The organism is Nonomuraea sp. CA-218870 (assembly GCF_050936535.1).
In the GTDB taxonomy this organism is placed as follows: domain Bacteria; phylum Actinomycetota; class Actinomycetes; order Streptosporangiales; family Streptosporangiaceae; genus Nonomuraea; species Nonomuraea corallina.
In genome coordinates, this window is the sequence record NZ_JBNJMN010000001.1 from 5,345,398 (window position 1) to 5,358,277 (window position 12,880).

The following is a 12,880-nucleotide window of genomic DNA, read 5'->3' on the forward strand; positions in this document are numbered from 1 at the left end:
GGGCCACCAGGTCCGCGCGACCCGCCGGCGACGAGGGATGCCGGCCGCGCGCAAGGGGATGACCGGGCCGAGTGGGGGCTGACGGGCGGCACGCACCGCCCCGAAGCAGGCCCGGTTCCGGCTGCCGCGACCGCGGGCACGCCAGCTGCTCCGGCCCCCGCCGGGGCAGGCCGGCGGTCGGCACGGCCGCCGATGGGACCGGCTCGACCGCCGCCTCGGAGCGGCCCCGGTCGCGCCGCGGGGCGGGCGCTCAGGAGCGCAGGTACGCCAGGACGGCGAGGACCCGGCGGTGCTGATCGCTGTCGTCGGCGTAGAGGCCGAGCTTGTTGAAGATGCTCCTGATGTGCTTCTCCACGGCCCCGTCGCTGATGACGAGCTGCCTGCCGATGGCGGGGTTGGATCTGCCCTCCGCCATCAGGCCCAGCACCTCGCGCTCGCGCGGCGTGAGAGAGGCGAGCGGGTCGTCCCTGCGTCTGCGCACCATCAACTGCGACACCACCTGCGGATCGAACACGGTCCCGCCCGCGGCGACCCGCCGCAGGCCCTCCAGGAACTCCTCCACGTCCACGACCCGGTCCTTCAGCAGGTAGCCCACCGCGCCCCTGGCGTCGGCGAGCAGGTCGTCGGCGTAGGACACCTCGACGTACTGCGACAGGATGAGCACCGGCGCCCCCGGCACCCGCTGCCGGGCCCGCACGGCGGCGCGCAGCCCCTCGTCGGTGAAGCTGGGCGGCATCCGCACGTCCACCACCGCCACGTCCGGCCGGTGCTCGGTGACGGCCTCGACGAGCGCGTCGCCGTCGCCGACGGCCGCCACCACCTCGCAGCCGAACTCCTCGAGCAGCCTGACCAGGCCCTCTCTGATCAGCACGGCGTCATCGGCCACGACTACGCGCACGGCACCTCCGCTACGATCACCGTCGGCCCGCCCTCCGGTGAGCTGACCGTGAGCTCTCCGTCGACGGCGCGGAGCCGGTCGGCCAGCCCGGCGAGACCGTGTCCCTTGGCGACGTGCGCGCCGCCGACCCCATCATCGCCGATGGTCAGCAGCAGGCGGTCACCGGTGTCCACGAGCCTGACGGTGCAGACGGTGGCCCCGCTGTGCTTGGCCACGTTGGTGAGCGACTCGGCGACGACGAAGTAGACGGCGTTCTCGACCGCGGCGTCGTACCGCCCGGTCTGCGGCACGTCCAGGTCGACGGGGACGGTGCAGCGGCCGGCGAGGGCGGCCAGCGCGGGCGCGAGCCCGCGGTCGGACAGGATGGGCGGCGCGATGCCGCGCGACAGCGCCCGCAGCTCGTCGAGGGTGTCGCGGGTGGCGGTGATCGCCGACTTGAGCGTGTCCTGGGCGGCCTCGGGGTCCTTGGCGAGCTGCCGCTGCGCCCGAGCCAGCTCCATGGCCAGTGACACCAGCCGTTGCTGGGGGCCGTCGTGGATGTCGCGCTCCAGCTTGCGCAGCGCGTTGGCCTCGGCGGAGACGGCGGCGGCGCGGCCCTCGGCCAGGTCGTCGATGCGCTCGTGCAGCTCGGCCACGCCGGTGAGCAGCACGCGGCCGAGCCCGGCGCGCAGCAGCGCCGCGCCGCGCACCACGAACGGCATGATCATCAGGAACAGCAGACCCGCCGACATGTAGAAGACGGTGTTGACCAGGTAGCCGTCGCCCAGGCCGAGCAGTTCGGGCAGCTCCCGGTTGTCCGGGATGCGCGACAGGACGATGCCGTAGACGGGCCAGGTCAGGCCGGCGAGCGGGACCGCCCAGAAGGCGACGGTGAGCACGAACGACACCAGCGCGACCGGGAGGTTCACGATGGTGTGCAGCAGGTCGAGCCAGGACTGCCCGCTGGTGAGCGGGTTGAGGAGCCGCCGGAAGCGGCCCGCGCCGGGCGGCGGCGCCTTGTAGCGGGGACGCACGGGCGGGCGCCCGAGCACGTCGGAGAGCCAGGCGCGCTCCCCGTCGGCGAACACGCGGGCGATCAGCAGCGTCCCGGCCAGGATGGGCACGCCGATCCACACCACCAAGGTGCCGACACCGGCGGCCAGGCCCGCGATCGTGATCGGGAAGGCGAGCACGGTCGCGGGGAAGCCCACGAGCGTGTAGCGGGTGTCCAGCAGGATCCGCCTGATCAGGGAGCGCATGGCATCACGCTAAGCCCGCGGCGCACCCCTTTCGAGCCGGTATGCCGGTGTATCGGGGTGGGGACAGCCTTACCCCCGGCGGTCCCGGCCGCCCGCCTCGAAGACGGCGGCGCACGGCACTGTGCCGGGCGGCCGCGGCCGGAAGCCTTGGGACATCGTCCCCTGATGAATCGAGGCGTCCCCATGACCGTCCTGCTGGAGCGACCCCGCACGGCGCCGCCCGCGCCGCGCGACCCGTTCCTCGACCTCCTGCGGGTGTTCGGGATGGCGCTGGTGGTGCTGCAGCACTGGACCGTCCCGGTGCTCGGCTACGACGGCGCCCGGCTGACCACCGGCAACGCGCTGGCCACCCCGGGTGTGTGGGTCGTGACGTGGATCAGCCAGGTGATGCCGCTGGTGTTCTTCGCGGGCGGCGCGGCCAACGCGATCAGCTTCGGCCGCTCCCCCGCCGGCGGGCCCCGCTGGCTGACGGGCCGGCTGCGGCGGCTGGCCTGGCCGCTGCTGCCGCTGGCGGCGGTGTGGATCCCGCTGCCGCACCTGCTGCTGGCGCTGGGCGTGCCGGAGCAGCCGCTGGAGGCCGGAGCGCGGCTGACGGGCCAGCTGCTCTGGTTCCTCGCCGTCTACCTCGTCGCCGTGGTCGCGACCCCGTACCTGCTGGGGTTGCACGAACGGTACGGGGCGCGCGTCCCGGCGGCGCTGGCCGCGGGGGCGGTGCTGACGGACGTGGCCCGGTTCGCGTCCGGGGCCGACGCGGTGGGTTACCTGAACGTGGTCTTCGTCTGGCTGGCGGTGCACCAGCTCGGTTTCCTGTACGCGGACGGGCGCCTGTCGCGGCCGGGCCTGCTGGCGGCCTGCGGGTACGGGACGGCGGCGCTGCTGGTGGCGGCCGGCCCGTACCCCGGCAGCATGATCGGGCTGCCCGGGGCCGAGACCTCGAACATGGCGCCGCCCACGCTCGCGATCATGGCCGTCGGGTTCGGGCAGGTGGGGCTGGCCCTCCTGCTGCGGGAGCGGATCCTGCGGCTGCCGCTGCGCCGCCTGCTGCGCTGGGCGGGGCCGCGGATGATGACCGCGTACCTGTGGCACATGCCGGCGCTGTTCGCGGTGACGGGAGTGCTCGTGGTGGGCCTGGGCGCCTCGACGCCGGAACCGGGCAGCGTGGGCTGGTTCACCGGCTGGCCGCTCTGGTTCGGGCTGCTGTCCCTGGTGCTCTGGCCGCTGCTGCGCTGGTTCGCCCGGTACGAGGACCCGCCCGCCTTCGCGTACGGGGCCGCGACCTGGGGCACCGCGCTGGCCGCCGCCGCACTGATCGGCGGCGGGCTGCTGGCGCTGACCGTGCGCGGCTTCGCCCCGGAGGCCGCGCCGGTGCTCGCGGTGGCCGCGATCGCGGCCGGGCTCTGGCTGACCTCGGTGGGCCCGCCGAAACGCGCCCGTCATCTCACCGGGGCACAATGACACGCCATGACGATCGTCCGTCCCGTGGCCGAGTCCGACCTGCCGGCCGTCACCCGGATCTACGCCCACTACGTCACCGAGACCGTCGCCACCTTCGACGAGACGCCGCCGTCGCGTGACGAGTGGCGGGTCAAGGCGGCGGCGATCACCGGGACGGGGGCGCCGTTCCTGGTGGCCGAGGAGGACGGCGCGGTGCTCGGCTACGCCTACGCCGGCAGCTACCGCCCCAAGCCCGCCTACCGGCACACGCTGGAGGACTCGGTCTATCTCGCGCCGGAGGCGACCGGGCGCGGGCTGGGCAGGCTGCTGCTGGGCGAGCTGATCCCCGCCGCCCGGCTCACCGGGGCGCGCCAGCTCGTCGCGGTCGTCGCCGGCAGCGGGGAGGAGGCGGCCTCGCTCAGGCTGCACGCCGCCTTCGGGTTCACCGAGGCGGGGCGGCTGCGCGGGGTGGGGTTCAAGCACGGCCGCTGGATCGACACCACGCTGCTCCAACTCGATCTGGGGTCCTAGCACCCTCCGGGCTTCGGCAGGATAGAGGGGTGAGCCTTCTCATCGACCGCCTGCCCGAAGAGATCGACGCCGATCCCGACACCATCTACGAAGCGTTCGCCTCCTGGAACGCCGAGAGGGGGCTCACGCTCTATCCAGCCCAGGAAGAGGCGCTCATCGAGGTGGTCTCGGGCAGCAACCTGATCCTGGCCACCCCCACGGGCTCGGGCAAGAGCCTGGTCGCCGCGGGCGCCCACTTCGCCGCGCTCACCCGTGACCAGCGCACCTTCTACACCGCGCCGATCAAGGCCCTGGTGTCGGAGAAGTTCTTCGACCTGTGCGCCGTCTTCGGCACCGAGAACGTCGGCATGATGACGGGCGACGCCAGCGTCAACCCGGGGGCGCCGATCATCTGCTGCACCGCCGAGATCCTGGCCAACGTGGCGCTGCGCGACGGCGCCAGGGCCGACATCGGCCAGGTGGTGATGGACGAGTTCCACTTCTACGCCGAGCCCGACCGCGGCTGGGCCTGGCAGGTGCCGCTGCTGGAGCTGCCGCACGTGCAGTTCGTGCTGATGTCGGCGACGCTCGGCGAGGTGGCCATGTTCGAGCGCGACCTGACCCGGCGCACCGGCCGCCCGACCGCGGTGGTCAAGAACGCCGAGCGGCCCGTCCCGCTGGTCTACTCCTACCGGATGACGCCGCTGCACGAGACGCTGGAGGAGATGCTGACCACCGGCCAGGCCCCGGTCTACGTGGTCCACTTCACCCAGGCGGCCGCCATGGAGCGGGCCCAGTCGCTGATGAGCATCAACATGTGCACCAAGGCCGAGAAGGAGGCGATCTCCGCGATGATCGGCCACTTCCGGTTCACCACGCGCTTCGGCCGCGCCCTGTCGCGGCTGGTCCGCCACGGCATCGGCGTCCACCACGCCGGCATGCTGCCGAAGTACCGCCGGCTGGTGGAGCGGCTGGCCCAGGCCGGGCTGCTCAAGGTCATCTGCGGCACCGACACGCTCGGCGTCGGCGTCAACGTGCCCATCCGCACCGTGCTGTTCACCGCCCTGTCCAAGTACGACGGCAACAAGGTGCGGCGGCTGCGCGCCCGCGAGTTCCACCAGATCGCCGGCCGGGCCGGGCGGGCCGGCTTCGACACCATCGGCTACGTCTCCTGCCAGGCCCCCGAGCACGACATCGAGAACGCCCGGGCGCTGGCCAAGATCGGCGATGACCCGAAGCGGCGGCGCGGCTACGCCCGCAAGAAGCCGCCGGAGGGGTTCGTCGGCTGGAGCGAGGAGACGTTCCAGAAGCTGCAGCAGGCCGAGCCGGAGCCGCTGCAGTCCCGGTTCAAGGTGAGCAACGCGATGCTGCTGGCCGTCATCAACCGGCCGGGCGACTGCTTCCAGGCGATGAAGCACCTGCTCACCGACAACCACGAGGACCGCAAGTGGCAGCGGCGGCACATCAGCCAGGCCATCGCGATCTACCGGTCGCTGCTGGCCGGCGGCGTCGTCGAACAGCTCCCCGAGCCTGACGAGCAGGGCCGCCGGGCCCGGCTCACCATCGAGCTGCAGGAGGACTTCGCGCTCAACCAGGCGCTGTCGACGTTCGCGCTGGCCGCCTTCGACCTGCTCGACCGCGAGTCCCCCGGCTACGCCCTGGACATGGTGTCGATCGTCGAGTCCATCCTGGACGACCCGCGCCAGATCCTGTCGGCCCAGCTCAAGAAGGCGCGCGGCGAGGCCGTCGCCGAGATGAAGGCCGACGGCGTCGAGTACGAGGAGCGGATGGAGGCCCTCGCCGAGGTCATGTACCCGATGCCGCTGGAGGACCTGCTGCTCGGCGCGTACGAGACCTACCGGCGCGGCCACCCGTGGGTCGGCGACTACACCGTCAGCCCCAAGTCCGTGGTCCGCGACCTGTACGAGCGGGCGATGACGTTCGGCGAGTACATCCAGTTCTACGAGCTGGCCCGCTCCGAGGGCACCGTGCTGCGCTACCTGGCCGACGCCTACCGGACGCTGTCGCGCACCGTCCCCGAGCACCTCAAGACCGAGGACCTGGTCGACCTGATCGAGTGGCTCGGCGAGCTGGTGCGCCAGGTCGACTCCAGCCTGATCGACGAGTGGGAGAAGCTCGCCAACCCCGACGAGGCGCTGGAGCGGCGGGAGCAGCTGGAGACCCGGGTGCGCCCGGTCACCGGCAACCCGCGGGCGTTCCGGGTGCTGGTGCGCAACGCCATGTTCCGCCTCGTCGAGCTGTGCGCGCTGGAGAAGGAGGCGGAGCTGGAGGAGCTGGCCCCCGACGTCGACTGGGGGGCCGCGCTCGACGCCTACTACGACGAGCACGAGGAGATCCTCACCGACGCCGACGCCCGGGGACCGGCGCTGCTGCGCATCGAGGAGGAGACGGGCGTGTGGAAGGTCCGCCAGACGGTGAAGGACCCGGCGGGCGACGGCGACTGGGGCATCGACGCCCAGGTCGACCTGACGGCGTCCGACGAGGAGGGGCGGGCCGTCATCCACGTCCAGGGCCTCAACCGGCTGTAGCGGGTCCGGCGGCCGGACGGTGACCCGGCTCCGCCGCGTCAGCGCGGCGGAGCCAGGTCAGCGCGGCAGGGCCAGGTCAGCGCGGCAGGGCCAGGGTCATGAAAACGCTGTTGGGGTCGGGCCGATAATCCGCGAACGGCTCGCAGTAGGCGAATCCGAACTTCTCGTACAGCTTTCTGGCAGGCAGGAAGAACGGGGCCGAGCCGGTTTCCAGACTGATCCGGGCGAATCCCCCGCGTGTGGCCTCGGCGATGATGTGGTTCAGCAGGAACGATCCCACTCCGCCGCGTTTGCGAGAGGTGGCGGTGCGCATGGACTTGAGTTCGGCGTGTTCGGCGTCGAGCCGTTTGAGGGCACCGCAGCCGACCAGGGTTCCGTCGTCCCAGACCGACCAGAACGTGATCTCGGGACGGCGCAGCCCGTCGAGGTCGAGGGCGTGCTTGCTTTCCAGCGGCGTGGTGGACAGCATCTCCTGGACGTGCTCTTCCAGGAACTTGGCGATCTCCTCGCCGGTGAGGTCGTCGACCACGATCTCCAAGAAATACCCCTTCCGCTCGCCGATCGACCATACATCTCCCGTGTTAAGGAGATATGTCCGGCGCGAGTCGGTGTCTTTTACGGAGGGAGCTTCTCGCCGGGGTCCGGGCTGGCCCCCGCGTGCGACAGCCCCGGCACCCGGCGGGGGAAAGAAAAAGCCGTGTGCCGGGATGGACTGGCAAGGACATCCCGGCACACGCCTGTTGTTCTTATAATCGCGTCACGATGGTTGGCGTCGTGTCATGACGATGTCCCGAGATCGTGACATTTCATGATCCGGGCTGGTCAGCAGGCGGCGATCTCGCAGATCTTGCCCAGCATCTTCCTGCTGTCCTTGAGCTGCATCCTGAAGTCCGCGGTGGCGGGCGGGCCCCACTCCCCTCCGACCGTGTAGATCACCAGCGCGTTCGCCCGCCGCGTCACGATGCCGCGCTCGCCGCCGATGGCCGGCTTCCCCCGGCTGTAGGCCTGGCCGGTCACGGCGAGGGACTCGTCGCCGAGCTTCACCTTCTTGCCGGAGTAGCGGTAGTTCCTGGTGCCGCAGGAGCGGACCGCGGAACGGAGGTCCCGCATCGCCTTCTTGGCCGTGGCCTTCGAGGTGTAGAGGATCACCTGTTCGGACTTGGAGTAGTCGGGCACGGCCGTGTAGATCAGGGTCCTGGCCGCCTCGCGTCCGGACCGGGCGAGCGTGGCCCTGTCACACGGATTGACCACCAGCTTGGCGGAGGTCCGCCTGGTGACCTCCCAGCTGTGCTCGGGATTGTCATCCTTCTTGGCGGCGGCCTTCTCGTACAGCATGAACCCGTTGGGGATGGCCACCGCCGCGGCCAGTAAGAGCGTCGACATCATGGCGACATCGTACGAGCGCGCCGCTAACCCCCTGAGACGTCCGACTCCGCGTCCTCGGGCACCACGGTGTCCCACGGGTCGTCCAGCCAGCCCTCCGGCAGGTGGACCTTGCCGCGCTCGCCGGACTTGCCGCGCGGCGTGTCGGTGTTGGGCGGCCACGGCTGCTCCGGGTCGAGCTCGGCCAGGCCCTCCCGCAGCTCGTCCAGCGACCCGGCGGTCGTCACCCGGCGCCGCAGCTCCGCGCCGACGGTGAAGCCCTTGAGGTACCAGCCGATGTGCTTGCGGAAGTCGGCGATCGCGTAGCGCTCGGTGTCGAACGCCTCCACCATCATCGTGGCGTGCCTGGCCATCGTCGCGGCCACCTCGCCGAGCGTCGGCCGGGCCCGCTCGGGGCTGCCGGCGAACGCGTTGGCCAGGTCGGCGAACAGCCACGGCCGGCCCAGGCAGCCCCGGCCCACGACCACGCCGTCGCATCCGGTCCTGGCGACCATCCGCAGCGCGTCCTCGGCGCACCAGATGTCACCGTTGCCCAGCACGGGGATCTCCGGCACCGCCTCCTTGAGCCGGGCGATCGCGTCCCAGTCGGCCGTCCCGCCGTAGTGCTGGCGCGCGGTGCGCGCGTGCAGCGCCACCGCCGCCACGCCCTCCTCGGCGGCGATGCGGCCGGCGTCGAGGTAGGTCAGGTGGTCGTCGTCGATGCCCATCCGCATCTTCATGGTCACGGGGAGCGGGCCCGCGTTCGCCACCGCCTCACGCAGGATCCGCCGCAGCAGGTTGCGCTTGTACGGCAGCGCGGAGCCGCCGCCGCGCCGGGTGACCTTGGGCACGGGGCAGCCGAAGTTGAGGTCGACGTGGTCGGCCAGGTCCTCCTCGGCGACCATCTTGACCGCCCGGCCCACGGTCCGGGGATCGACCCCGTACAGCTGCAGGCTCCTGGGCCGCTCGGACTCGTCGAAGCGGATCATCTTCATGGTCTTGGCGTTCCGCTCCGCCAGGGCCCGCGAGGTGATCATCTCGCACACGAACAGGCCGCCGCCCTGCTCCCGGCAGAGCACGCGGAACGGCGCGTTCGTGATGCCCGCCATCGGCGCCAGCACGACGGGCGGCCACACCTCGATCGGCCCAATCTTCATGCGCCCAGTTGTAGCGCACGTCCGCCGGGAAGCGGTATTCGCCCGATACGCTGGCTCCGACGTGCGGGGGAAGGGGACTGATGCTGCTACGCGTGCGCGTCGCGCTGCCCGACCGGCCGGGCTCGCTGGCGCGGATCACCCAGGCGCTCGGCGACGCCGGAGCCGACATCACCCAGATGATCGTCCTGGAGCGGGGAGAGGGCAGGGCGGTGGACGACATCACCGTGTTCTGCCCCGACGGCACGACCGTCGAGACGCTGCGCGAGCGCCTCACCAGCGTCCCCGGCGTCGCCGTCGAAGGCGTCTGGCCCACCCGCGAGGCCGTCGGCACCTACCCCGAGCTGGAGATCCTCAAGTACGTCACGACGGCGGGCGAGCGCGGCCTGACGACGCTCGTCGACTCCCTGCCGGTGCTGTTCAGCGCCGACTGGGCCGCGACCGCCACCGCCGACGGCGTCGTCTACGCCAGCTGGCGCGCCCCGCACGAGGTGCCGCTGCCCGACCCGGTGCCGGCCCGGCCCGCGGCGACCACGCTGGAGGGCGGCCTGCACGTCATCCACGCCCCGCTGCCGCCGCTGGCCCTCACGCTCCTGCTGGCCCGCTCCGACGGCCCGGCCTTCCACCGCATCGAGGTGCACCGCCTGACCCGCATCCTGGAGATCTTCCTGATGATGCCGGCCACCGAGCGGAGCGTCGCCCGCCAGCTGCGCGGGTGAGGCGGGGCGGCGGGAAATTCGCTACAGTAGTCGGGCAACGCGGAAGTGGCTCAGGGGTAGAGCATCACCTTGCCAAGGTGAGGGTCGCGGGTTCGAATCCCGTCTTCCGCTCGGAGAGGTCGCCCCGGTGGAGTGGCCGAGAGGCGAGGCAGCGGCCTGCAAAGCCGTGCACGCGGGTTCAAATCCCGTCTCCACCTCCACGGACGATTAGCTCAGCGGGAGAGCGCTTCCCTGACACGGAAGAGGTCACTGGTTCAATCCCAGTATCGTCCACCACCTCGACGAGCCCCCGGCCCCGCCGGGGGCTCTCGCATGTGCGGCCCGCGACCCGTCCGGCGGCCTGACCGCGCGCGTGGACGCGGCGTGAAGCGGTGGGTTAGGTTGCCCGGCATGAGACTGAGACTCGCGTTGAGCGTCCTGTCCGCCGCCTGCCTGCTCGCCTCCGCTCCCCCGCCCGCTCAGGCCGCGACGCCGTCGCTGGGGTGGGAGACGCAGGAGACCGGGGTGAGCGCCCGGTTACGCGGGCTGTCTCCGGTGAGCCGGCACGTGGCCTGGGCCTCCGGCTCGGCGGGGACCGTCCTGCGGACCGTCGACGGCGGCCGGAGCTGGCAGAACGTCTCGCCGCCCGGCGCCGAGGCGCTGCAGTTCAGGGACGTGGAGGCGTTCGACGCGCGCCGGGCCGTGGCGCTGTCCATCGGCGAGGGCTCCGACTCGCGGGTCTACCGTACGGACGACGGCGGGAGGACGTGGACCGAGACGTTCAGGAACGACGAGCCGCGTGCCTTCTACGACTGCATGGCCTTCTTCGACCGGCGGCACGGGCTGGCGATGAGCGACCCGGTCGACGGCAGGTTCCGCATCCTGGCCACCGAGGACGGCGGGCGGAGCTGGCGGGTGCTGCCTTCGGACGGGATGCCGGAGGCGCTGCCGGGCGAGGCCGGGTTCGCGGCCAGCGGTCAGTGCCTGGTGACGGCGGGTTCGCGGGACGTCTGGCTGGCCGCCGGCGGGGCGGAGCGGGCCCGGGTGTTCCACTCGCGGGACCGGGGGCTGACCTGGACGGTGGCCGACACGCCCATCCCCGGGGGCGATCCGGCGCGCGGCGTGTTCGCGCTGGCCTTCCGCGACGGGCGGCACGGCATCGCGGTGGGCGGCGACTTCCAGCCGGGCCTGCCGTCGCCGGACGCGGCCGCCGTCACCCGCGACGGCGGAGCAACCTGGCAGCCGTCGGCGACCCCGCCGCCCGCCTACCGGTCGGGGGTGACGTGGCTGCCGCACCTGCCGTTCGCGGCGATCGCGGTGGGGCCGACCGGGAGCGACGTCACCTACGACGGCGGGCGGACCTGGCGGACGTTCGACCCGGGGTCCTTCGACACGGTGGCCTGCACCCGGGACCTGTCATGCTGGGCCGCGGGCGAGCAGGGCCGCGTCGCCAGGCTCACCGTGCGCCGGTGACCTTCAGCGGACGCCGCGCGGACGGAACTGCACGCTGATGCGCGGGCCCGCCGGACGGGTGGTCTTGGGGACGGCGTGCTCCCAGGTGCGCTGGCAACTGCCGCCCATCACGACGAGGTCGCCGTGGCCCAGGTCGTAGCGGAGTGACGGGCCGCCGCCGCGTGGGCGCAGCAGCAGCGGCCGGGCGTGGCCGACGGACAGGATGGCCACCATCGTGTCCTGGTCGGCGCCCCGGCCGATGGTGTCGCCGTGCCAGGCCACGCTGTCGCGGCCGTCACGGTAGTAGCACAGGCCGGCGGTGGCGAACGGCTCGCCCAGCTCGTCGCGGTAGTGCTCGTCGAGGGCCCGCCCGGCCTCGGCGAGCACCGGGTGGGGCAGCGTCTCGCCCTCCTCGTAGAACTTGAGCAGCCGGGGGACGTCGACGACGCGGTCGTACATCCTGCGGCGCTCGGCCCGCCACGGCACCGACTCCGCCAGCCGCTCGAACAGCTCGTCGGCTCCCGACAGCCAGCCCGGCCGCACGTCCAGCCACGCGCCCCGGCCGAGGACCGTGCGGCGGACCGTCGAGCCGAGCGGCCCGACGGCGAGCTCCTCGTCCAGGCCGAACAGGGACGCTTGGTAGACAGCCGCCATACGGCCGATCCTACGTCATCGTCTCAAACACGTTTTCGACTGTGCCGGTTCTCCGTGGCTGGGCAGGGAGAGGAACGAGACAGGAAACGGGTGGCGTCGCCTCGGGCCGCAGCGGGTCGCGCCACCGCGGCCCACTGAGGACACATCATGCTCACCACTCAGTTCCTGCCGGGCAGCCCGTGCTGGGTCGACCTCGGCAGCTCCGACCTGGAGGCGTCCGCGAGCTTCTACAGCGGCCTGTTCGGCTGGCGGTTCGAGCCGGCCATGGAGGGATACGGCCTGTGGCAGATCGGCGGCGACACCGTGGCGGCGGTCGGCACGGTGATGGAGGAGGGCGCCGGCCCGACCTGGATGATCTACTTCCAGACGCTCGACTGCGATGAGACCGTCAAGGCCGTCGAGCTGGCCGGCGGCACGGTGCGGTCCCGGCCCTTCGACATCGAGGGGCAGGGGCGGATGGCGCAGCTCACCGACCCGGCGGGGGCCGAGTTCGCGCTCTGGCAGCCGGGCGGCACGCACGGCCTCGACCTGGTGAACGCGCCGGGGTCGCTCGCGTGGGCCGAGCTGTACACGCCGGACCTCGACGACGCCCGCGCCTTCTACCGGTCGGTGTTCGGCTGGCGGTTCACGGACATGGACATGGGGGACTTCACTTATCCGGTCGCCTACCCGGCCGACGGCGACGCCGAGTTGTCGATGGCGGGGCTGGCCCGGCTGAAGTCGGGCGGCCCGGCGCACTGGGGACCGTATTTCGAGGTGCCCGACTGCGACACGGTGGTGGCCATGTGCCAGGAGCTCGGCGGCACGGCGCGCGGGCCGGTGGAGACGGTGCAGGGGGTCGGCCGGATGGCCTTCCTGTCCGACCCGCACGGGGCGCGGTTCGCGGTGATCACCAGTACGACCTGAGCATCGTACGGGGTGCCCGGGGCGT

Annotated in this window: 12 protein-coding genes and 3 tRNA genes; 9 read left to right on the top strand and 6 right to left on the bottom strand. The window is 72.3% G+C overall.

From position 1 onward, the window contains the following. Positions 1-250 precede the first annotated feature (250 nt). Positions 251-898: a response regulator gene (locus tag ACQEUU_RS25695; protein ID WP_433070421.1), complete on the bottom strand. Its 648-nt coding sequence runs from the start codon at positions 896-898 to the stop codon at positions 251-253. Beyond that, positions 889-2,136: a sensor histidine kinase gene (locus ACQEUU_RS25700; protein WP_433070423.1), complete on the bottom strand. Its 1,248-nt coding sequence runs from the start codon at positions 2,134-2,136 to the stop codon at positions 889-891. Before ACQEUU_RS25700 ends, ACQEUU_RS25695 begins: the two co-directional genes overlap by 10 nt. A gap of 165 nt (positions 2,137-2,301) precedes the next feature. Here ACQEUU_RS25700 and ACQEUU_RS25705 point away from each other — a divergent pair, with 165 nt between their 5' ends. The 3 genes from ACQEUU_RS25705 to ACQEUU_RS25715 are packed head-to-tail and all read left to right on the top strand — an operon-like array spanning position 2,302 to position 6,629. Then, positions 2,302-3,591 carry an acyltransferase family protein gene (locus ACQEUU_RS25705; protein ID WP_433070426.1) on the top strand — a complete coding sequence of 430 codons (1,290 nt, stop codon included), beginning with the start codon at positions 2,302-2,304 and terminating at the stop codon, positions 3,589-3,591. A 6-nt stretch (positions 3,592-3,597) separates the two neighbouring features. Next, positions 3,598-4,101, top strand: a complete 504-nt coding sequence (locus ACQEUU_RS25710; protein ID WP_433070429.1) for an N-acetyltransferase family protein — start codon at positions 3,598-3,600, stop codon at positions 4,099-4,101. A 29-nt stretch (positions 4,102-4,130) separates the two neighbouring features. Continuing rightward, on the top strand, positions 4,131-6,629 hold the full coding sequence (locus ACQEUU_RS25715) for a DEAD/DEAH box helicase (RefSeq protein ID WP_433070431.1): 2,499 nt from the start codon (positions 4,131-4,133) through the stop codon (positions 6,627-6,629). A gap of 76 nt (positions 6,630-6,705) precedes the next feature. Here the strand turns inward: ACQEUU_RS25715 and ACQEUU_RS25720 are convergent, their stop codons facing one another. From ACQEUU_RS25720 to dusB, 3 genes are all read right to left on the bottom strand, one after another. Then, the gene (locus ACQEUU_RS25720) at positions 6,706-7,158 is read right to left on the bottom strand and encodes a GNAT family N-acetyltransferase (protein WP_433071986.1); all 453 of its coding nucleotides are present in this window, start codon (positions 7,156-7,158) and stop codon (positions 6,706-6,708) included. Between the two features lie 293 nt (positions 7,159-7,451). Then, complete coding sequence (locus ACQEUU_RS25725; RefSeq protein ID WP_433070434.1) at positions 7,452-8,015, bottom strand: hypothetical protein; 564 nt, start codon at positions 8,013-8,015, stop codon at positions 7,452-7,454. Positions 8,016-8,038: 23 nt separating this feature from the next. After that, entirely contained in the window at positions 8,039-9,148 is a 1,110-nt protein-coding gene (dusB, locus tag ACQEUU_RS25730; protein ID WP_433070437.1) for a tRNA dihydrouridine synthase DusB, read from the bottom strand. Positions 9,149-9,228: 80 nt separating this feature from the next. On the opposite strand from dusB, the gene ACQEUU_RS25735 reads away from it, so the two are divergent. From ACQEUU_RS25735 to ACQEUU_RS25755, 5 genes are all read left to right on the top strand, one after another. Next, positions 9,229-9,864, top strand: coding sequence for an ACT domain-containing protein (locus ACQEUU_RS25735; RefSeq protein WP_433070440.1), 636 nt, complete (start codon positions 9,229-9,231; stop codon positions 9,862-9,864). A gap of 39 nt (positions 9,865-9,903) precedes the next feature. Beyond that, positions 9,904-9,975 (top strand) — tRNA-Gly (locus tag ACQEUU_RS25740). A gap of 15 nt (positions 9,976-9,990) precedes the next feature. Then, positions 9,991-10,064: transfer RNA gene (locus ACQEUU_RS25745), tRNA-Cys, on the top strand. Position 10,065: 1 nt separating this feature from the next. Further along, positions 10,066-10,140 (top strand) — tRNA-Val (locus ACQEUU_RS25750). Positions 10,141-10,254: 114 nt separating this feature from the next. After that, entirely contained in the window at positions 10,255-11,316 is a 1,062-nt protein-coding gene (locus tag ACQEUU_RS25755) for a WD40/YVTN/BNR-like repeat-containing protein (protein WP_433070443.1), read from the top strand. A gap of 3 nt (positions 11,317-11,319) precedes the next feature. On the opposite strand, the gene ACQEUU_RS25760 is transcribed toward ACQEUU_RS25755, so the two are convergent. Beyond that, complete coding sequence (locus ACQEUU_RS25760) at positions 11,320-11,949, bottom strand: alpha-ketoglutarate-dependent dioxygenase AlkB (RefSeq protein WP_433070446.1); 630 nt, start codon at positions 11,947-11,949, stop codon at positions 11,320-11,322. Positions 11,950-12,096: 147 nt separating this feature from the next. Here ACQEUU_RS25760 and ACQEUU_RS25765 point away from each other — a divergent pair, with 147 nt between their 5' ends. After that, positions 12,097-12,855, top strand: a complete 759-nt coding sequence (locus ACQEUU_RS25765; RefSeq protein ID WP_433070449.1) for a VOC family protein — start codon at positions 12,097-12,099, stop codon at positions 12,853-12,855. Positions 12,856-12,880 lie beyond the last annotated feature (25 nt).